Here is a 19,213-nt window from a genome sequence, read left to right as displayed (position 1 = left end):
CTACTCTCCCTTCAGATAAGCCTTCAACCGCCGTTCAACCTGGGGGCCATTCTCGCCATGGGCGATGGCCATCAGGCCTTCCAGCGTCATCTCCTGAAACAGGGCGTAATGATAGTGAAAAGCACGCAGACGATTGGCGATCGGCAAGTAGAGCAGGTTGGCAAAGCCGACCCCGTAAATGGTGGCAACGAAGGCGACGGCAATGCCGGTACCGAGAGCAGCGGGCTCCTCCAGATGAAACATCGCCTGTATCAGCCCGATGACGGCACCTATGATGCCGATGGTCGGACTGTATCCCCCCATGGCCTCGAAGACCCTGGCAGAGTGCTCGTTGCGCTCCTGCTCGATATCGATATCCGCTTCCAGCAACATGCGAATGTCGTCTACCGAAACCCCGTCCACTATCATGGTGAGGCCATGACGGGTAAATTCGTCACTCTCCTGTTCGGCCTGATTCTCCAGCGCCAGCAACCCTTGCTGGCGTGCAAAGATAGCCCAGGATTGCAATCTCTCGGCCTGAGCGACCAGATCCCAGTCCGGCGGCAGCACCATCCAGCGGGTCTGCCTGAGTGCTTCCAGCAGGAACTTGCGCGGCGTCTGCAAAATGACCGCCCCCCAGGTTCCCCCCACCACGATGACAAACGCGGGTCCATCGAGCAGGGTCAACAGGTTGCCGCCATGCCACAATTGGGCAATGGCAATGGCTCCCAGTGCCAGGATCAGGCCAAACATGCCCATCGTTAGCGGCCCAGCTCAACCAGGATACGTTGTGCGACCCGATCCAGCGGCAGCGACTCAGTGGCAATACCGGCTTTGGCAACCGCCTGCGGCATGCCATAAACCACGCAGGACGCTTCATCCTGCGCCCAGATGGTAGAGCCCTGCTCCTTGAGCAGACGCGCACCATCCCGACCGTCCGCCCCCATCCCGGTCAACACGATGGCAAGCACCTTGTCGGCATAGGTCTTGGCGGCAGAGGCGAAGGTAATGTCGACGCACGGCTTGTAGTTGACCTTGTCATTGCCATCAACAATGCGGATACGGGCACCGGCACCACGGCCCTCCAGCAGCATCTGTTTGCCGCCGGGGGCCAGGTAGGCGTGACCGGGCTTGAGCACATCGCCGTCTTCCGCTTCCTTGACGCCTATCTGGCACAGGCCATTGAGACGTGCGGCAAAGGCCGCGGTGAAGGTCGCCGGCATGTGCTGGATAAGGAGGATCGGATGCGGGAAATCGCCGGGCAGCTTGGTCAACACATTCTGCAGGGCGACCGGGCCGCCGGTGGAAGTACCAATGGCCACCAGCTGATAACTCTTGCCGCTGCGCTTGAATGCGGCCACCGGAGCAGCACGCTGCGGCTCTGCTTGACGTTCTGCCGGACGTGGCGCATTCAGAGGTGTCCTGGCAACGGGCTCGGGCGCCTTCGGGCGTGCCGGCGCAGACATCAGGAAGCGCTTGCGTGAAATCTCCTTGACCCGCTGCTGCAGCAGACGGACGGCTTCATCCTTGTCACGGGCAATGTCTTCGAATTTCTTGGGCAGAAAGTCGAGCGCCCCTGCATCGAGCGCATCGAGCGTGGCTTTGGCCCCTTCATGGGTCAAAGAAGAGAACATCAGGATCGGCGTGGGGCACTTGGCCATGATCTCACGCACGGCACTGATGCCATCCATCACCGGCATCTCTATGTCCATGGTGATCACGTCAGGACGCAACTGCTGTGCCTTTTCTACCGCTTCCCGCCCATTTTGGGCCGTGTCGATGACCGTCAGCATGGGATCCTGAGTGATGATCTCGCTGACCCGACGACGGAAGAAGCTTGAATCGTCGACAACTAATACCTTGATTGCCATTGTTATTCTTCTAACTCCTTGAGCCTGGGGTATCAATGTCTACGGGCGTACGCCTTGAGCAGACTCGGCACATCCAGAATGAGCGCAATACCGCCATCGCTAGTGATGGTCGCCCCGGCCATGCCGGGAGTCCCCTGCAGCAGGCTGTCCAGCGGCTTGATCACCACCTCTTCCTGGCCAATCAGATTGTCCACAACAAAACCGATCTGCTGGGTACCAATCTGGACAATCACCACGTGGCCCGTGTCCTGACGCGATTTTCGGTTTTTGCCTCTGACCAGCCAGTTGTGCAGATAGAACAATGGGATGGCCTTCTCGCGCACTATGATGGTGAGTTGTCCATCCACCATGTTGGCCTTTTTCAGATCCAGATGGAAAATCTCGTTCACACATCCCAGCGGCAGAGCGAACGTCTGCTCGCCCACTTCCACCATCAGGGTCGGCAGGATCGCCAGGGTCAGCGGCACCTTGATCTCGAGACGGGTGCCCTTGCCCCAGGTCGAATCGATATGCACCGAGCCATTCAGGCTGACGATGCTGGTCTTCACCACATCCATCCCGACGCCACGGCCGGAGATATCGGAGATCTCTGACTTGGTCGAGAAGCCGGGAGCAAAGATCAAGTTGTAGGCATCGTTGTCGCTCATGCGGGCCGCGGTATCGGCATCCAGCACACCGCGGCTGATGGCGATAGACTTGAGCTTCTCGGGATCCATCCCCGCGCCATCGTCCTCAATGCAGAGCAGGATATGATCGCCCTGCTGGGACGCGCTCAGGGTAATGGTACCTTGCCGTGGCTTGCCCGCCTTCTCGCGGACATCAGGCATCTCGACACCGTGGTCGCAAGAGTTGCGCACCAGGTGAACCAGCGGGTCGGCAAGGGCCTCCACCAGGTTCTTGTCGAGATCGGTCTCTTCACCCACCATCACCAGCTCGATCTCTTTCTTGAGGGTACGAGCCAGATCCCGCACCACCCGTGGGAAGCGACCAAATACTTTCTTGATAGGCTGCATGCGGGTCTTCATCACCGCGCCTTGCAGATCCGCCGTCACCACATCCAGGTTGGCAACGGCTTTTGACATGTCTTCATCGTTGCTGGCGATGCCGAGGCTCACCAGACGGTTTCGTACCAGCACCAGCTCACCCACCATGTTCATGATGACATCCAGCGTCTTGGTATCCACCCGTACCGTAGTGTCGCTTTGCACCGCACTGTCGGCGGGCGCTGGCGCAGCCTGCTTCGATGGCGCCGGGGCAGGAGCCGGTTTTGCCGCTGCCGGCGCGGCGGCTGGCTTGGCCGCAGCAGGTGCAGGAGCAGGTTTGGCTGCCGGCACCGGAGTAACCGGTGCTGCCGGTGCTGGAGTCTGGGGCGCCGCCGGGGCAGACATGCTGCTCTGCGGACTCTGACCGCGACCGTGCAGTTCATCCAGCAGGCGTTCGAACTCATCGTCATCGATCAGCTCGTCCACCTCTTTCTGTACCGACTTCAGCGGGTTGACTTCGGGAGCACCACCGTGCTGACCCTGACCATGGAGCTGGTCAAGCAAGGCTTCAAATTCGTCATCTGTGATGTCGCCGGAACTCGGCGCGGCAGGGCTGGCCGCTGCGGTAGGTGCTCCACCGACGCCATGCAACTCGTCAAGCAGGCGTTCAAACTCATCGGCCGAGATCTCATCAATGGAACCGCCGCCGCTGACCACGGAGGCCTCCTGCGCGGGCTCCGGCTCGGCAATCACAGCCACCTCTTCAGCCACGGGAGCGGCAGCCTCCACCGGAGCACTGCTGCCTGCAGAGGCAGTCAACAGCTGCTCTTCCCCTTCGGGTTTGCAGAGCTCGTGTAGATCATGAAGGATTTCGGCGGACGCAGGGCTAGGCGGTTCGCGATTCTGCACCTGGGCGAACATCACATTGATGGCATCCAGGGCCTGCAGGATCACGTCCATCAACTCGGCGGTCACGGTCCGCTTGCCGTTGCGCAAGATGTCGAACACGTTCTCGGCACCGTGGCAGACGTCCACCAGTTCGGTCAGCGAGAGAAAACCGGCGCCGCCCTTGACGGTATGGAAGCCGCGAAATATGGCATTCAACAGATTCTTGTCATCGGGTCGCTTTTCCAAGTCGACCAGTTGTTCAGACAACTGTTCCAATATTTCGGATGCTTCGACCAAAAAGTCTTGCAGTATGTCTTCATCAACTTCGAAGGCCATGCGTCACTCCATTAAAATCCCAGGCTAGACAGCAGATCGTCCACATCATCCTGACCATTGACCACATCGGAACGAGTCTCAGGGTTCATGATGGGGCCTTCGGCTTCAATCCCGCTTACAGGAAGGCTGCGAGAAGAATGCTCGGCAGATGCCTCACCAAACATAGTCAGCATTTCTATTAATTTAGTTTCAACTTCCTGGACCAACTTGATGACCTTGCGGATCATTTGGCCGGTCAAATCCTGAAAATCTTGCGCCATCAGGATTTCTGTCAGCAGTTGCCGTAATTTATCGGCATCAGATTCAGAAGCCTTAATAAAATCATCCAGTTGGTGACACAAAGACTTGAATTGCCCAACACTCATGTCTCTGCTCATCAGGGCATTCCAGTTGGGCAAAACAAGTTGAATGTTGTCATTTAACCGATCGGCAATGGGCAGACTGGCTTCCACCGCATCCATGGTGCGATTGGCAGCCTTGTCCGTCATGTCGATGACATAGCTGAGGCGCTCCCGCGCATCGGGAATTTCATGGGTGGCCAGATCGGGGATCCTGGGATCCAGCCGAAAATCTTGTAGGGAATCATGCAGTTGTCGGGTCAACTGACCCACTTTGTCAAACAGGGCCGCCGCATTGGGTGCACACGCATCTGCGATGAGAGTATCGGCCTGTTCGAATTCACCTTGCTCAAGATGGGCAACAAGCATCCTTGCCTGATCGAGCGAAATCATTGCACTCGTTTTGGCCTTCATCCCTGCTGCTCCTTAGCCGATTCGTTCAAAGATTTTGTCGAGTTTCTCTTTGAGCGTTGCAGCAGTGAAAGGCTTGACGATATAACCATTGACGCCTGCCTGAGCGGCTTCAATGATCTGCTCGCGCTTGGCTTCGGCAGTCACCATCAGTACCGGCAGGTGTTTGAGCTTGTCATCGACGCGAATAGCCTTGAGCAAGTCGATGCCTTGCATGCCGGGCATGTTCCAGTCGGTCACGACAAATTGAAAATCGCCATTTTTCAACATTGGCAAGGCCGTGTTGCCATCGTCTGCTTCGTGGGTGTTGTTGAATCCCAGGTCACGCAGCAAGTTCTTGATAATCCGGCGCATCGTTGAAAAATCGTCAACAATGAGGATTTTCATGTTCTTGTCCAAAATTCCCTCCTAAATAGCCGCCAGAGCGGCTCACTTACATGATGCAGATCGCAGGTTTTGTTTTGCGGATTATGCCTTAGAGTTTTGTTTCAGTGTAGCCAGTACAAACACTTATACATGCCAATCTCTTAAACGCGCGCGTAATCTGTGCATCGCCTGACTGTGTATCTGGCTCACGCGAGACTCGCTGACGTTCAATACCTCGCCTATTTCACGCAAGTTCAGTTCTTCATCGTAGTAAAGGGAGAGCACCAGCGCTTCCCGTTCCGGCAGGCGGGCAATGTGTTCGGCCAGCGCCCCTTGGAAACGTTCGGCCGCCAGTTCATCAAAGCCGTTGCTGCCCGGCTCGTCATCGGGGTGACCGATGACATCCTCGCTGACACCAAGATCCTCGATGCCGATGATCTTGCCGCAGGAGACATCCTGCAGCATGGTGTGATACTCGGCGAGGCTGACCCCCATCTGGGCGGCCACTTCGGTGTCGCGAGCATCACGACCGTGGGTTTGTTCAACATTTTCGATGGCTTCGGCTATGGTGCGGCTGTTGCGGTGCACCGAGCGCGGCACCCAGTCACCGCGCCGGATCTCGTCCAGCATGGAGCCGCGGATGCGGATCCCGGCGTAGGTTTCAAAACTGGCCCCCTTGCTGCCATCAAAGTTGCGGGAGGCTTCGAGCAACCCAATCATACCTGCCTGGATCAGGTCATCCAGCAAGACACTGCTTGGCAGGCGAGCCAACAAATGCTGGGCGATCCGCTTCACCAGCGGAGCATGGCGCTCGACCAGCACGTAGGAATCCTGATGACGCAAGTACGCTTGGGCTTTATTCACGGGAACCTTCCTGTGCTATGACCGGCTTTTGCAGCAAATTTTCCAGGAAAAATTCGAGATGACCGCCGGGTTGGTTAGGAATGGGCCAGCTTGCCGCCTTGTTGGCCAGCGCTCTGAATGCCAGTGCGGCCGGAGACTTGGGGAAGGCTTCGACAATCAGCTTCTGCTTGCGCACGGCAGCCCGCAGATTGGTGTCATAAGGCACGCAGGCAACCAGCTCCAGCGAGGTATCCAGGAAGCGGTCGGTCACCCGGGTCAGCTTGGCGTAGAGCTCCTGCCCTTCACGCAAGGAGCGCACCATGTTGGCCACCACCTTGAAGCGAAACACTCCGTGCTCCTTGGAGAGGATCTTGATGAGCGCGTAGGCATCCGTGATGGAGGTCGGTTCATCGCAGACCACCACCATGATGTCCTGGGCGGCGCGGGTGAAACTCAGCACCATGTCGGAGATGCCTGCCGCGGTATCCACCAGCAGGATGTCGACCTGGGTCTTCATCTCGCTGAAGGCGCGGATAAGCTCGGCGTGTTGCACCGGCGAGAGCTCGACCATGGACTGGGTGCCCGAGGTCGCCGGCACTATCATCATGCCGTAAGGGCCTTCGACTATGATGTCGTCGATGGTGCATTCGCCCGCCAATACATGGGAGAGGTTGCGATGCACCCGCAGCCCCAGCATGACGTCTACGTTGGCGAGGCCAAGGTCGGCGTCCAGCACCATCACCCGTTTGCCTTGTGCGGCCATGGCTCCCGCCACGTTCAGGGTTACGTTGGTCTTGCCGACGCCCCCCTTGCCACCAGACACGGCGATCACTTTTACTCGATTGTTTTGACGCATTTTGCGCAGACCACTCGCCTGATCCATATACATGTTACTCATAAAACTCCGAATCTTCGGCCTCGCCAAAGCCTGTGCCCCAGAAATAGGGTTCTTCTGTTTCCCGCTCCAGCGAGCCCATGGCCGCTCCGACGAGCTGCGCCGCATTGGCAACCTGAATATCTTCCGGAACCCTTTGTCCATCAGTGATATAGCTGATGGGCAACGCATTCTGGATACACACGTTAATCACTTCGCCCAGATTCAGACTCTCATCCAATTTGGTAAGTATGCAGCCGCTCAATGGAATACGCCGGAAATGGTCCACCGCCTCCTGCATCACTCGACGCTGGGAGGTGGCCGACATCACCAGGTAGCTGCGGATACGCACCTTGGCATTCTTGACCAGGGTATCGAGCTGCTCGGTCAGCCGGATATCCCGCTGCCCGACCCCCGCCGTGTCGATCAGCACCAGCCGGCGGTGGCGGAACTGATAGAGTGCATTGGCCAGCTCCTCGGCATCACGCACCTGGCGCACCGGGCAGCCCATGATGCGACCATAGGTCTGCAGCTGTTCATGGGCCCCGATCCGGTAGTTGTCGGTGGTGATGAGGGCCACCTGCTCGGCACCGTACTTCATGGCAAACCGCGCCGCCAGTTTGGCGATGGTGGTGGTCTTGCCCACCCCGGTCGGCCCGAGCAGAGCAACCGCTCCGCCCTGGCGCAGAATCTCGTCTTCGCTGATCTTGAGCTGGGCCGTCAGCACCTCGGCCAGCTGGGCCATGGCCTGATGGATCGGCATATCCTCGGGGATCATGCCGGCCAGCTGATCGGCGAAGGCATCGTCGAAGCCCATCTTCTTGAGCTCCTTGATAAGCAGGGCACGCATCGGCTCGCGGCGCTCCACCTCCTGCCACATCAGGCCGGAGATCTGGTGCTCCAGCAGCTTGCGGATGCTGGCCATCTCCTTGCGCATCCCTTCCATCTCCTGATCCCGCTGAGGGGATTGGGGAGCACGGCCGGGCGCGGCAGCCCTCGCCTTCGGCTTGGCCGGTTCGGGAGCATTTCCCCACTGTCCCTGTTCGGCCAGGGTGCGGGGAGCACCGCTGGCGGCGGCAGGCGCAGCGCCGTTGAGTCCCTGGCCGGCCGGGTTCAGTTTTTGCTGGCGGGCCAGCAGGGCGGCCAGAGTATCGGCATAGTGTTCATTCTGCTCTTTGGCCGGGCTCGGCGCGGAGCGCGTCATCTGCCGGCCGGCAGACGAGATATTGACGCTTTCATCGTTCAACTGACGGCGAACCGGCGCGTCCTTGGGTCCCGGCACCTGGGACTGATAATCGACAGCGGCGACTATCTCCACCCCACCGGTGACCTTCTTGTTGGACATGATGACGGCATCGGGCCCGAGAGTCTCCTTGACCTCGGCCAGAGCCGTTCGCATGTCCTTGGCAAAAAACCGCTTAATCTTCACCCGTCATCTCCGCTAACTAGTTCTGTCCTACCGCACTGACGATGCGGATTTGCTTGTCATCAGGCACTTCCTGATAAGACAGAACGCGCAATCCAGGAATGGCATTCTTGACAAATTTCGCCAGGGTATTGCGCAGTATCCCTGATGTCAGAAGCACGGCCGGCTGGCCTTCCAGTTCTTGTCGTTGTGTGGCTTCCACCAGCGAGCGCTGCATCCGCTCCGCCAGTCCCGGCTCGATGCCGGCGCCATCACCACCCCCTGCCTGCAGGGATTGATGCAATATGCGTTCCAATTCCGGTGCCAAGGTGATCACCGGCAGTTCGGGATCCGGTCCGGCAATCTCCTGCACGATCAGGCGCCGCAGGGCGATACGGCAGGCGGCCGTCAGCACTTCCGGATCCTGGCTGCGCGGGGCATATTCCACCAGGGTCTGCAGGATAGTGCGCATATCGCGGATTGGCACGCCTTCATTGAGCAAATTCTGCAATACCTTCACCAGGTTACCCATGGAGATGACCTCAGGAACCAGCCCTTCCACCAGCTTGTTCTGATGCTTCCCTATCATGTCGAGCAGTTGCTGCACTTCATCGTGACCCAGCAGCAGGGCGGCATGGTTGGAGAGGATCTGACTCAGGTGGGTGGCCACCACGGTCGCGGTATCCACCACGGTATAGCCCAGAGTCTGCGCCTGGGAGACCTGCTCCTTGGCGACCCAGACCGCCTCCAGTCCGAAGGCGGGGTCCCGGGTGGCAATCCCCTGGATCTGGCCGAACACCTGACCCGGATTGATGGCCATTTCCTTATCATGGTAAACATTGGCCTCGCCGGTACTGACCCCCATCAAGGTGATGCGATACTGGTTCGGGGCGAGATCCAGGTTGTCACGGATATGCACCGCAGGTACCAGAAAACCCAGCTCCTGGGAGAGCTTCTTGCGCACCCCCTTGATCCGGTTGAGCAGCTCGCCGCCCTGATTGCGGTCCACCAGCGGGATGAGCTGATAACCCACCTCCAGTCCGATGATGTCCACCGGCATCACGTCGTCCCAGCTCAAGTCTTTCTGCTCGTGGGGCTGCTCCGCGTTCGCCGGCATCAGCTCGCCCTTGGCGGCCTTGGCGGCCAGCTGTTTCTCACGGCGCAGCAGCCACCAGGCACCGGCTGCGGCGACGCCACCCAGGCTCAGAAACGCCAGATGGGGCATGCCGGGCACGCTGCCCATCATCAGCAGGATACCGGCCGAGATGATGAGGGCTCTGGGGTTGTCGAACAGTTGACCCAGCACCGCGGTACCCATGTCCTGATCGGTATTCTGACGGGTGACGATGATGGCGGCGGCGATGGAGAGCAAGAGCGACGGGATCTGGGCGACCAGACCGTCACCTATCGCCAGCAGGGTGTAGATCTGGGCCGCTTCGCCGAAGCTCAGCTGGTGTTGCACCATGCCGATGATGAAACCGCCCAGGATGTTGATGAAGAGGATCATGATCCCCGCCACCGCATCCCCTTTCACGAATTTCGAGGCACCGTCCATGGAGCCGTAGAAGTCGGCTTCCTGGGTCACGTCCTGACGACGCTTCTTGGCCTCTTCCTGATTGATGAGGCCGGCGTTCAGATCCGCATCGATGGCCATCTGTTTGCCGGGCATGGCATCCAGGGTGAAGCGTGCGCTCACCTCGGAGATCCGGCCTGCACCCTTGGTGACCACCACGAAGTTGATGATCATCAGGATCATGAAGACGATGATGCCGACCGTGTAGTTGCCGCCGATCACCACGTTGCCGAAGGCCTCGATCACATGGCCGGCCGCCGCACTGCCGTTGTGGCCTTCCAGCAGCACCACCCGGGTGGAGGCGACGTTGAGGGCGAGACGCAGCAGGGTTGCTATCAGCAACACAGTCGGAAAGGCGGCGAATTCCAGCGGCCGGCGGGTGTAGACCGCCACCAGCAGCACCACGATGGAGAGGGCGATGTTGAAGGAGAAGAGGATATCCAGCATCAACGGCGGGATGGGCAGCACCACCATGCCAAGGGAGGCCAGCACCAGCAGCGGCGTCCCCACGCCCTTGGTCAACAGCCACTTGTACTCTTTGATACGGCCCAATGATGCCTGGAGTTTCATCGTTTTTCTCAATCTCAAACCGCTGATGCCAGATTAAAGCAAACATCAAGCCAATAATGCAACGCATTGAAATGCAACGCTTTTATTTTGACTGTGTCAGAAGTTTGTCATTTGCGAAATTCGGGCGGGATGGGCAGATCCTTGGCCAGCGGGTTGGGGCGACGACCACGGCCACGGCGGAACTTCCTGAGCTGATAGACATAGGCCAGCACCTGGGCCACGGCGGCAAACAGCCCCTCCGGGATCTCGTGGCCTATCTCGGTAGCGTGATAGATGGCGCGGGTCAGCGCCGGAGAGGGCATCACAGGGATCTCGTACTCCCTGGCTATCTCTCTGATCTTCATTGCGATTTCATCGGTACCCTTGGCTACCACCTTGGGCGCGCTACCAGGCTTGGCGGAATCGTACTTGAGCGCCACCGAGTAGTGGGTCGGGTTGGTGATCACCACGTCCGCCTTGGGCACGTCCCCCATCATGCGGCGCATCGCCATCTCCATCTGCAGGCGACGGATCCGCCCTTTCACCTCGGGTTTGCCCTCGCTGTCCTTGAACTCGTCCTTGACCTCCTGCTTGGTCATCTTGAGCTGCCGCATGTGGTTCCACTGCTGGAACGGCACGTCGATGGCGACGATGGGGATGAGGGCACAGCAGAGGATGATCAGCATCCACAGCAGCAGATCCAGCGCGTCTATGATGCCGCCCGGGTAGCCCTCGAGGGAGAGGTTGAGCAGGTGGTTGAACTGGCTGGAGAGCATCCACCAGGCGAACAGGGTGATGAACACCACCTTGGCGATGGACTTGATCAGCTCGACCAGGGACTGCACCCCGAACATCCGCTTGATGCCGTTGAGGGGGCTCAGTTTGCTCCACTTGGGCAGCATGGCCTCGGAGGAGAAGTTCATCCCCCCCATCAGCACGTTGCCGACGAAGGCCGCAATGGCCACCAGCATGAACAGCAGACCAAGAGGCTGCAGCAGTTCGCGCAGCAGGGCCGGCAGCATGGTCATCATGGCGTTGGGATCGAACGCCTGCTCCCTGTCCAGGGTAAAGCCCATGGTGAGCACTTTGACCATGGCGCCGGCCAGGCTCTCCTTGACCATCAGCAGGCCGAATACGGCCGCCAGCAGGACGCTGGCGGTGCCCAGCTCCTTGGATCGTGCAATCTGCCCTTTTTCCCGGGCTTGTTGCAGTCGTTTGCCCGTGGGTTGTTCGGTACGTTCCTGATCGGTATCAGCCATGCTGACCTCCGCACAGGTTGAGTGGGCGAGCCGGAACGCGCGCCCGTTCGCCGCCGTTCAGCAGAGCGAATGCAAGGCCGCAGGCCAGCGCGGCCTGCGGCAGGTAACGGCGCCCCGCAGCCATCTTACTGGCCCCCCAGACACTGGGTGCCGATGAGGGTACAGCTGGTCTCCTGCACCCGCTCCCACATGCTGTCGAAGTGACCGAGGAAGCCACCTATGGTGAGCCAGAGGATCAGCAGGCCCGACATCATGCTGACCGCAAAGCCGATGCTGAAGATGTTGAGCTGGGGGGCGGCGCGGGTCATGACGCCGAAGGCAAAGTTGATGAGCAGCAGGGCGACGATGGCGGAGAGCGCCATCACCAGCGAGGCCTGATACATGACCCCGAGAAAACCGATCAGATCGCGGATGGAGGGCAGGCTGAGGCCGCTGTCCGACACCGGCAGGGTCTCGAAGCTCAACACCACCATGCGCAGCATGATGAGGTGGCCATCCACCGCTAGGAACACCAGGGTCGCCAGCATCAGATAGAACTGACCCACCACAGGGGCCGACTGTCCGTTCATGGGGTCCACCAGAGTGGCGAACCCCAGGCTGGTCTGCATGGCGATGATCTGGCCGGCCATCACGAAGCTCTCCATCAGAAACTGGGTCATGAGGCCGAGGGCGATGCCGATGAGCAGCTGCTGCCCCAGCACCAGAAAACTGCCGACGGAGAAGAGCTCAATCCTGGGCATGGCGGGCAAGAGAGGGGCGATCATCAGGGTCAGCGCCAGCGCCAGGCTGATGCGAATGCGGGCCGGGGTCAGCCGGCTGCCGAATACTGCCATCACCATCAGCAGCCCACTCACTCGCGCCAACGGCCAGACGATGGAAGACAACCACTCCATGATGAGAGCGGTTGTATAGGTCATGCGGGCACCTTGCCGGCCTGCGGCAACGGCAGGCGCACGGCCTGGCTACTCATCCCACCACCTCGGGAATCTGACTCACCATCAGCATGAAGAAGTCCATCAGACTCTGCAGGCCCCAGTGCGCCCCCGCCCCCAGCGCAAACAGGGTGACGATGAGACGGGGCAGAAAGCTCAGGGTCTGTTCGTTGATGGAGGTGGCGGCCTGGAAGATGGCCACCAGCAAGCCGACGCAGAGGCTCGGCAGGATCACGGCACACACCATGATGGTGACCAGCCAGAGCGCCTCGCGAAACACGTCGATAAAGGTTTCAGGACTCATGCCATTCGCTCCTTGCGTCGTTCGCCCTTAACCACCGGCACCCAGCCCGAAGCTGTTGGCCAGGGATCCCAGAATGAGGTTCCAGCCATCCACCATGACAAACAGCATCAGCTTGAACGGCAGCGACACCAGCATGGGCGACAGCATCATCATCCCCATCGCCATCAGGATACTGGCCACCACCAGGTCTATCACCAGGAAGGGCAGAAACAGCATGAAACCTATCTGGAAGGCAGTCTTGAGCTCGCTGGTGACGAACGCCGGGATCAGCACCCGCAGCGGCACGTCGGCGGGTTTGTCCACCTGCACGTTCGCTATCTCCATGAAGGTGTTGAGATCCTTGATCCGGGTCTGGGCCAGCATGAACTGGTGGATAGGCAGCTCGGCCCGCTCCAGCGCCTCCTTGGCCTGGATGGTCTCCGCCAGATAGGGTTGCAACGCCTCGTTGTTGATGCGATCCAGCACCGGCGACATGATGAAGAACGACATGAACAGGGCGATGCCGATCAACACCTGATTGGAGGGGCTCTGCTGCAGGCCGATGGCCTGACGCAGGATGCCGAGCACTATGATGATGCGAGTGAAGGAGGTCATCATGATGACCATGGCCGGCAGGAAGGAGAGCGCCGTCATCAGCGCCAGCACCTGCAGGGTCAGGCTGTATTCCTGGCTGCCGTCCGCCATGGTCTTGATGGTGACCGCCGACATGCCGTCCTGGGCCAGCGCCAGCGGCGAGCAGAGGATCAGGAGGGATAACAGGCCGACCAGCAGCCCACCGTGCGGCCGTGAGCCGTTAGCTTTTTTCATGCTTGCCCATCAATTTGCCAAGCTGCTGGGAAAATGCCTGGGGCTGGCTCTCGTCCAGCGGCTCTTCCAGGCGATAGAGAAAGTTGACCTGCTGCGGCGTCACCCCGAGCAGCAGTTGCTGCTCGCCCACCTTGACCACCAGCAGCTTCTCCTTGTAGCCCACCGGCAGGCTGGCGATGACTCGCATCTGGCCGCCGCCCATGGCGGTGGCAATCTTGCTCTTCTTGAGCAGGAAACCGAGCACCAGGATGAGGCCAATCACCATCAGGCTGGAGAGCAGCCAGGAGGTGAGGCTGGGCGGATTGGCGCCCGCACCGGGTTCGGCCAGTGCGGGGAGGGACAACAGCAGCAACGGGAAGACGCGGATCATTTGAGTTTCTTGATCCGTTCAATCTGGCTGATGACGTCGGTCAATCGAATACCGAATTTGTCGTTCACCACCACCACCTCGCCGTGGGCGATCAGGGTGCCGTTGACCAGCACGTCGAGCGGCTCGCCCGCCACCCGATCCAGCTCCACCACCGAGCCCTGGTTGAGCTGCAGCAGGTTGCGGATGCTGATCTGGCTGCGGCCCACCTCCATGGCGATGGTGACCGGGATATCCAGAATGGTATCCAGCTTGCGCCGCTCCTCGGCACTGATGGGGGCATCGTCCTTGAGCTCCTCGAGAGGAGCGGGCTTGGCTTCGGCAGTCACCTGCTCTTCCAGCGCGGCAGCCCAGGCGTCCGCCATCAGATCCTCTTCCTCAGTTCCGCTCATCTTGAATTCCTTATGCTGTTTTCGTGACGGTCTGCCCAGGCAGGCCGTCGTTTATTGCTGTTGGTCTCCGATGCTGCGCTCGAGCTCTTCCAGCTCGGCCTCGCCATCGATGCGTACGCCGCCCCGGGTCACCAGATGCATCTCTGTCTTGACCCCTTCCGGGCGTTTGAGTTTGTCGGTGATCTTGAGCGCCACATTGTCCTTGGTGCGGCCCATCTTGGCGTGGAAGGTGGGCAAGTCCTCCACGAACACCAGCAGGTTCTCCGGCATCTCCACCGGGATGATGTCGCCAGGCTGCAGTTCCATCAGCTCGCGCAGGGTGAGCTCGGTCTCCAGCAACTTGGCCCGCAGCTCCACCTTGACGTCCATGATCTCGTCGCGCAGCGCCTTGCTCCAGCGCACGTCGGTGTCGCCCTTGTCGCTCTGCACGCCGGCATCCAGCAGCTCGCGGATCGGCTCCAGCATGGAGTAGGGCATGGCCACGTGGAAGTCGCCACCGCCGCCGTCCAGCTCGATGTGGAACGAGCTCACCACGATCACCTCGGTGGGGCTGACGATGTTGGCCATGGCCGGGTTCACCTCGGAGTCGAGGTACTCGAAGCCCACGTCCATCACCGGCGCCCAGGCATCCTTGTAGTCCTCGAACACCAGCTTGAGCAGCATCTGGATGATGCGTCGCTCGGTGGGAGTAAACTCGCGCCCCTCGATCTTGGCGTGGTAGCGGCCGTCACCACCGAAGAAGTTCTCCACCAGGATGAAGACCAGTCGTGCCTCCATGGTGATGAGCGCCGTCCCCTTGAGGGGGCGGAAACGTACCATGTTGAGACTGGTCGGCACGAACAGGGTGTGGACGTATTCGCCGAATTTCAGCATCTGCACGCCGTTGATGGAGACCTCGGCGGTGCGGCGCATCATGTTGAACAGGCTGATCCGCATGTGGCGGGCGAAACGCTCGTTCACCAGCTCCAGGGTCGGCATGCGACCACGGACGATGCGGTCCTGGGAGGAGAAATCGAACTGGGCGACACCGGGATCCCCCGCCGCGCCTATCTCCTCCTCTTCGACATCATCGACCCCGTGCAAGAGGGCATCAATTTCGTCCTGACTTAACAGATCGCTCACGCTTCACCCTTATTGCATGACAAAGCCGGTAAACAGCACTTGTTCGATAACGGGGGAAGAGACCAGGTCATTGAGCACCCGACGGCACTCTTCCAGTGAATCCTTGCGCAGCTTCTCCTTGCCCTCGAAGGTCATCAGCTGCTCGCTGGTGGCCGCACTGAAGACCCGCAGCAGGGTGCCTTCGATGAGGGGGATATTCTGCTTGGCCAGCGTTTCGTCGGCGGTACCGCGTACCATCAGCTGGATCTTGATCTGCACCAGCCGGTCGCGCTGACCGCCGGAGACGTTGAACACGAAGGGGCGCGGCATGCCCACGTAGAGCGAGGGCTGAGGTGCCGCCTCCTTGGGCTTGGCATCCTTGCCCTCCCCCGCGGCTTCGGCCGCCGGCTTGTCGCCGCCGGCCAGCATGAACCAGGCGCCGGCACCACCGCCGCCCAGCACAATCACTGCCAGGGCGATAATCATGATCAGCTTCTTTTTCTTGCCTGCCGCCGGATCTTTCAGCGTCAGTTCGTTATCGTCTGCCATCCCTTGTCCACCCTAGTCTCAAACTTGTTCGATATCATAAACTTACTCGGGCTGGCATCAAGCATAGAAATCAATTCCGCGGTCGTTTGTCGATTCCCTCGACAAACTCATGCCGGCGCCCGTGACCTCTGCCTCAGTTTGGCCTGTTTCGGCAAAAGATCCGCTGCCTTTTTGTCCCTGCTGGCCCTGACCGGAGAAGCCCGACTGCCCCTGTGACTGCTGTTGCGGCTGTTGCTGCACCTGGGTCTGGCCAAGCTGGATGCCCTGCCCTGCCAGCATATCACGCAGCCGGGGCATGGCCTGCTCCAGCATTTCCCGGGTCTGGCCGTGCTGGACCACGAAGTGCACGTTGGCCTGGTTGGAGGAGTCTATCTGGATCTGGATCTTCATCTTGCCAAGCCCGAGCGGGTCGAGCTGGATCTCCGCCTGCTGCAGCTTGTCCGCCAGCATCAGGTTGACCTTCTGGTGCAGCTGGGCCGGCGCCTCTGGGTCGGCCAGCTTGAGGTGAGGCAGATTGGCGGGATCCCGCCGCGCGGCCAGCTCGGCGGTGGCAGGCCGGTTGTCATGACCGACCGCCTGGGGCTGGCTGTTCTGCTGGACCTGCTGACTGTGGCTGCTCTCCGGGGTGGCGGTCGTCTCACTGCTGCCCTGGCTGGTGCCGCGAGCCAGCTCTGCCGCCTTCTGTTTCAGGTCAACCTTGACCTCGCTTCGGCCTCTGGCGCTGTCGCTGCGCTCGGTGGCTTCCATCTGCTTGAGTCCGGCCGACAGGCTGGCCAGGGAGGCTTGCGGGCCCTGGGGTTCACTGCTGGCCAGCACCTGCTGCGGCGCCACCAGCACGGGTTCGCTCGGGGTGGCGGCCGGCGCCGGCGTGCTGCCGGCTGTAGGCGCGGGCTGGCTCTCCGTCTTGGCCGCCGTCGCGGGTTTGGAGTGGCCATCCCCCTCGGCAACGCCCTGCGGCGGCGCCTTTTCAGAGGTCTGGTTCGCCTCGCCATCGGCCCGGCTCATCCCCTCGGCGAACTCCCTGGCGGCGCCCGGCTGAGCGGCCACTGTGCTGTGGGTGGTCTGCAGCGGGGAAGGCTTGGCAGGTTCATCCTTGCCGGCCATGGGCGGCACCACAGGCTTGGCTGCCTTGTCGGTACCCTCCACCTGGATTTGGACGTTCTCCTTATCCTGCCCGCTTACCGCGGCAGCGGCTGGCACCTTGCTCTGCAAGGCCGCCCGCTCGGCGGCGGAGAGCTCGCTTTTGCTCCCCTTGATATCTTTGCCATTTTTATCGGCATGCTGGTCGGCATTGGCGCCACCGGCGCCGCTCTCCTTGCCACTGCCCTCTTTCCCGGCTTCCTGCAACTGAGCCGCCAGGGCGGCGTCATCCGTCACGACGGCATCCGGCTGCGTGGCTTTCGCATCAACCGGTGCACTTGTTTCGCCCGTGAGCAAGCTGGCAGCCTGACGGGCCAGCGCGGCGGCAGCGGTCGTCGTTCCCTGCTTGTCACCGCTGCCGGCCAGCGGCTGGGTGAGGGTGGCCGATGTCTCGGCCGACGCAGCCTGCGCGTCATCCGGCGGCAACATCTTGCCGTCCGTCTCGACTACGGGTGTGCTGGCGACCAGAGTGATGGCCGCCGGGGCGACCAGGGAGGTGTCCTGTTTGAGGGCATCCTGCAGACGCTGCAGGAAGTCGTTGGGGGCGAGGGCGGGGTCGGGATCGCTCCCCTTCTGTGGCTTGTCGTCGGCGCCAGCGGCCTCTTCGGCTTCATTCGCCAAAGATTTGGCAGCCTCGCCCTTGGCGTTCTGCAGTGGCTTGTCGCTCTCCACTGCACCGGCACGCTCCTGCCCGGTACCGGGCCGCGACGTGGCCTTGCCATCAGCATTGGCAACATGGCCATCGGCTTTGGCATTGCCCTTGCCGGCCTGCTGCACCCGGTTCATCACCTCGGAAAAGCCGCCCTTGCCGTCGCTCTGCAGGGCTCCTTCGCTACCATCCTGACTCGCCGTCAGCACCGCACTCTTGTCGGCAGCGGCGGCTGTCGGTGCGGCGGAAGAATTGGTTAACAGTGTCTGCATCATGGTGAAGATTCCTGACGGCATTCGGCTTCGGGTTTCTCCTCAGCTCCCCGCAGGGAGTGAGGCGCACACGGGATGGCAAGAAGAAAGCAAGTTACAGGCCAGAATGGTGGAAACGGCGCAGCGTGGCGTACTCATCCAGCATCTTCTGCTCCTGGCGCTGGGCTTTAAGCTGCTCGCGCCCCGCCTGCTTGGCCAACAGCAGCTCCACCGCCTTGCGCCGCTGCTGGGCGGCCAGCCACTCTTCACGGCGCAGCTCCAGCGCCTGGCGCACCTGCAGTACCCCTTCGTACTGCTGGGTCGCCGCCTGCTCGAGCTTGTTGATGAAGGCGTGATACTGGCTGTTCTGCTGGGCACCGATCCCCTGCAGACCGCGGTCGGTCCACTGCTGGTGGTAGATCTGGCGGTACTGGTTGAGCGCATCCTGCTGCTCCAGGAAGATTTTCAGATCCTGCTGGGCCTTGGCCAGCGCCAGCGCGGCCTGCTGCTCGGCCTCCACCAGCCGCTCCGACAACATCATCAAGCCTTTACTCATGGTCACGCCTCCCCTTCATCTTCTCGTCAACGCATCAGCGGCATGGCCACCAGCTGCAGGGCTTGCAGGCCGGCATCGTAGTGAATGACCTCGCGCATTCCCTGCTGCAAGAACTGATCCAGATAGGGTTTTTGAATGATGGCCCGGTCGATGCGGGGGTCGGAGCCCTGGCTGTAGGCGCCGATGGTGATGAGATCCCGGTTCTGCTGGTAGAGGGAGTAGAACTGCTTGAGGGTGCGCGCCAGCTCCATGTGCTCCGGCGAGGTCACCATGGGCATGACCCGGCTGATGGACTTCTCGATGTCGATGGCCGGGTAGTGGCCGGAGTCGGCCAGCTCGCGCGACAGCACTATGTGGCCGTCGAGGATGGCCCGCGCCGCGTCGGCGATGGGATCCTGCAGATCGTCCCCCTCCGTCAGCACGGTGAAGAATGCCGTGATGGAGCCCTGGCCGTCGCTGCCGTTGCCGGCCCGCTCCACCAGCGCCGGCA

The 19,213-nt window shown here is 60.8% G+C and carries 19 protein-coding genes and 1 pseudogene; all 20 read right to left on the bottom strand.

Going from position 1 to position 19,213, the window contains the following annotated elements; translation table 11 throughout:
• The gene (locus tag BN1143_RS09610; protein WP_017788566.1) at window positions 1–738 is read right to left on the bottom strand and encodes a flagellar motor protein; all 738 of its coding nucleotides are present in this window, start codon (window positions 736–738) and stop codon (window positions 1–3) included.
• Between the two features lie 2 nt (window positions 739–740).
• On the bottom strand, window positions 741–1,850 hold the full coding sequence (locus BN1143_RS09605; protein ID WP_017766599.1) for a protein-glutamate methylesterase/protein-glutamine glutaminase: 1,110 nt from the start codon (window positions 1,848–1,850) through the stop codon (window positions 741–743).
• Window positions 1,851–1,882: 32 nt separating this feature from the next.
• On the bottom strand, window positions 1,883–4,057 hold the full coding sequence (locus tag BN1143_RS09600) for a chemotaxis protein CheA (protein ID WP_042050381.1): 2,175 nt from the start codon (window positions 4,055–4,057) through the stop codon (window positions 1,883–1,885).
• An 11-nt stretch (window positions 4,058–4,068) separates the two neighbouring features.
• On the bottom strand, window positions 4,069–4,809 hold the full coding sequence (locus BN1143_RS09595; protein ID WP_005298816.1) for a protein phosphatase CheZ: 741 nt from the start codon (window positions 4,807–4,809) through the stop codon (window positions 4,069–4,071).
• A 12-nt stretch (window positions 4,810–4,821) separates the two neighbouring features.
• Window positions 4,822–5,193: a chemotaxis response regulator CheY gene (gene cheY / locus BN1143_RS09590; protein ID WP_005298814.1), complete on the bottom strand. Its 372-nt coding sequence runs from the start codon at window positions 5,191–5,193 to the stop codon at window positions 4,822–4,824.
• Window positions 5,194–5,316: 123 nt separating this feature from the next.
• A complete protein-coding gene (locus BN1143_RS09585) occupies window positions 5,317–6,036 on the bottom strand; it encodes an RNA polymerase sigma factor FliA (RefSeq protein WP_005298811.1) in 720 nt (239 codons plus the stop codon).
• Complete coding sequence (locus BN1143_RS09580; RefSeq protein ID WP_010634619.1) at window positions 6,029–6,904, bottom strand: MinD/ParA family protein; 876 nt, start codon at window positions 6,902–6,904, stop codon at window positions 6,029–6,031. The genes BN1143_RS09585 and BN1143_RS09580 overlap by 8 nt, the downstream gene beginning before the upstream one ends.
• A gap of 1 nt (window position 6,905) precedes the next feature.
• Entirely contained in the window at window positions 6,906–8,318 is a 1,413-nt protein-coding gene (gene flhF, locus BN1143_RS09575) for a flagellar biosynthesis GTPase FlhF (RefSeq protein WP_005298808.1), read from the bottom strand.
• 16 nt (window positions 8,319–8,334) lie between these two features.
• The gene (gene flhA / locus BN1143_RS09570; protein ID WP_005298806.1) at window positions 8,335–10,437 is read right to left on the bottom strand and encodes a flagellar biosynthesis protein FlhA; all 2,103 of its coding nucleotides are present in this window, start codon (window positions 10,435–10,437) and stop codon (window positions 8,335–8,337) included.
• Between the two features lie 107 nt (window positions 10,438–10,544).
• Window positions 10,545–11,675, bottom strand: a complete 1,131-nt coding sequence (gene flhB / locus BN1143_RS09565) for a flagellar biosynthesis protein FlhB (protein ID WP_017766597.1) — start codon at window positions 11,673–11,675, stop codon at window positions 10,545–10,547.
• Between the two features lie 125 nt (window positions 11,676–11,800).
• Complete coding sequence (gene fliR / locus BN1143_RS09560) at window positions 11,801–12,592, bottom strand: flagellar biosynthetic protein FliR (protein ID WP_017766596.1); 792 nt, start codon at window positions 12,590–12,592, stop codon at window positions 11,801–11,803.
• Between the two features lie 49 nt (window positions 12,593–12,641).
• Window positions 12,642–12,911, bottom strand: coding sequence for a flagellar biosynthesis protein FliQ (gene fliQ / locus BN1143_RS09555; protein WP_005298799.1), 270 nt, complete (start codon window positions 12,909–12,911; stop codon window positions 12,642–12,644).
• Window positions 12,912–12,938: 27 nt separating this feature from the next.
• Window positions 12,939–13,718: a flagellar type III secretion system pore protein FliP gene (gene fliP / locus BN1143_RS09550; RefSeq protein WP_010634623.1), complete on the bottom strand. Its 780-nt coding sequence runs from the start codon at window positions 13,716–13,718 to the stop codon at window positions 12,939–12,941.
• Entirely contained in the window at window positions 13,705–14,088 is a 384-nt protein-coding gene (fliO, locus tag BN1143_RS09545) for a flagellar biosynthetic protein FliO (RefSeq protein ID WP_017785777.1), read from the bottom strand. Before fliO ends, fliP begins: the two co-directional genes overlap by 14 nt.
• On the bottom strand, window positions 14,085–14,477 hold the full coding sequence (gene fliN / locus BN1143_RS09540; protein ID WP_005298791.1) for a flagellar motor switch protein FliN: 393 nt from the start codon (window positions 14,475–14,477) through the stop codon (window positions 14,085–14,087). The genes fliO and fliN overlap by 4 nt, the downstream gene beginning before the upstream one ends.
• A 51-nt stretch (window positions 14,478–14,528) precedes the next feature.
• Entirely contained in the window at window positions 14,529–15,599 is a 1,071-nt protein-coding gene (gene fliM / locus BN1143_RS09535; RefSeq protein ID WP_005298775.1) for a flagellar motor switch protein FliM, read from the bottom strand.
• A 9-nt stretch (window positions 15,600–15,608) separates the two neighbouring features.
• Window positions 15,609–16,127: a flagellar basal body-associated protein FliL gene (gene fliL, locus BN1143_RS09530; protein WP_005298773.1), complete on the bottom strand. Its 519-nt coding sequence runs from the start codon at window positions 16,125–16,127 to the stop codon at window positions 15,609–15,611.
• Window positions 16,128–16,184: 57 nt separating this feature from the next.
• Complete coding sequence (locus BN1143_RS09525) at window positions 16,185–18,191, bottom strand: flagellar hook-length control protein FliK (protein ID WP_042050380.1); 2,007 nt, start codon at window positions 18,189–18,191, stop codon at window positions 16,185–16,187.
• 91 nt (window positions 18,192–18,282) lie between these two features.
• Complete coding sequence (gene fliJ, locus BN1143_RS09520; RefSeq protein ID WP_005298769.1) at window positions 18,283–18,723, bottom strand: flagellar export protein FliJ; 441 nt, start codon at window positions 18,721–18,723, stop codon at window positions 18,283–18,285.
• 26 nt (window positions 18,724–18,749) lie between these two features.
• Window positions 18,750–19,213 (bottom strand): annotated as a pseudogene (gene fliI / locus BN1143_RS09515) (flagellum-specific ATP synthase FliI); the annotation flags it as partial.

Source organism: Aeromonas dhakensis (genome assembly GCF_000820305.1).
Classification (GTDB): Bacteria; Pseudomonadota; Gammaproteobacteria; order Enterobacterales; family Aeromonadaceae; genus Aeromonas; species Aeromonas dhakensis.
This window is presented reverse-complemented; position numbering and strand designations above follow the sequence as displayed.

Coding starts and splice junctions, on each gene's coding strand:
- BN1143_RS09610 (WP_017788566.1), bottom strand. CDS start 738: ATGGGCATGTTTGGCCTGATCCTGGCACTGGGAGCCATTGCCATTGCC.
- BN1143_RS09605 (WP_017766599.1), bottom strand. CDS start 1,850: ATGGCAATCAAGGTATTAGTTGTCGACGATTCAAGCTTCTTCCGTCGT.
- BN1143_RS09600 (WP_042050381.1), bottom strand. CDS start 4,057: ATGGCCTTCGAAGTTGATGAAGACATACTGCAAGACTTTTTGGTCGAA.
- BN1143_RS09595 (WP_005298816.1), bottom strand. CDS start 4,809: ATGAAGGCCAAAACGAGTGCAATGATTTCGCTCGATCAGGCAAGGATG.
- cheY (WP_005298814.1), bottom strand. CDS start 5,193: ATGAAAATCCTCATTGTTGACGATTTTTCAACGATGCGCCGGATTATC.
- BN1143_RS09580 (WP_010634619.1), bottom strand. CDS start 6,904: ATGTATATGGATCAGGCGAGTGGTCTGCGCAAAATGCGTCAAAACAAT.
- flhA (WP_005298806.1), bottom strand. CDS start 10,437: ATGAAACTCCAGGCATCATTGGGCCGTATCAAAGAGTACAAGTGGCTG.
- flhB (WP_017766597.1), bottom strand. CDS start 11,675: ATGGCTGATACCGATCAGGAACGTACCGAACAACCCACGGGCAAACGA.
- fliR (WP_017766596.1), bottom strand. CDS start 12,592: ATGACCTATACAACCGCTCTCATCATGGAGTGGTTGTCTTCCATCGTC.
- fliQ (WP_005298799.1), bottom strand. CDS start 12,911: ATGAGTCCTGAAACCTTTATCGACGTGTTTCGCGAGGCGCTCTGGCTG.
- fliP (WP_010634623.1), bottom strand. CDS start 13,718: ATGAAAAAAGCTAACGGCTCACGGCCGCACGGTGGGCTGCTGGTCGGC.
- fliO (WP_017785777.1), bottom strand. CDS start 14,088: ATGATCCGCGTCTTCCCGTTGCTGCTGTTGTCCCTCCCCGCACTGGCC.
- fliN (WP_005298791.1), bottom strand. CDS start 14,477: ATGAGCGGAACTGAGGAAGAGGATCTGATGGCGGACGCCTGGGCTGCC.
- fliL (WP_005298773.1), bottom strand. CDS start 16,127: ATGGCAGACGATAACGAACTGACGCTGAAAGATCCGGCGGCAGGCAAG.
- BN1143_RS09525 (WP_042050380.1), bottom strand. CDS start 18,191: ATGATGCAGACACTGTTAACCAATTCTTCCGCCGCACCGACAGCCGCC.
- fliJ (WP_005298769.1), bottom strand. CDS start 18,723: ATGAGTAAAGGCTTGATGATGTTGTCGGAGCGGCTGGTGGAGGCCGAG.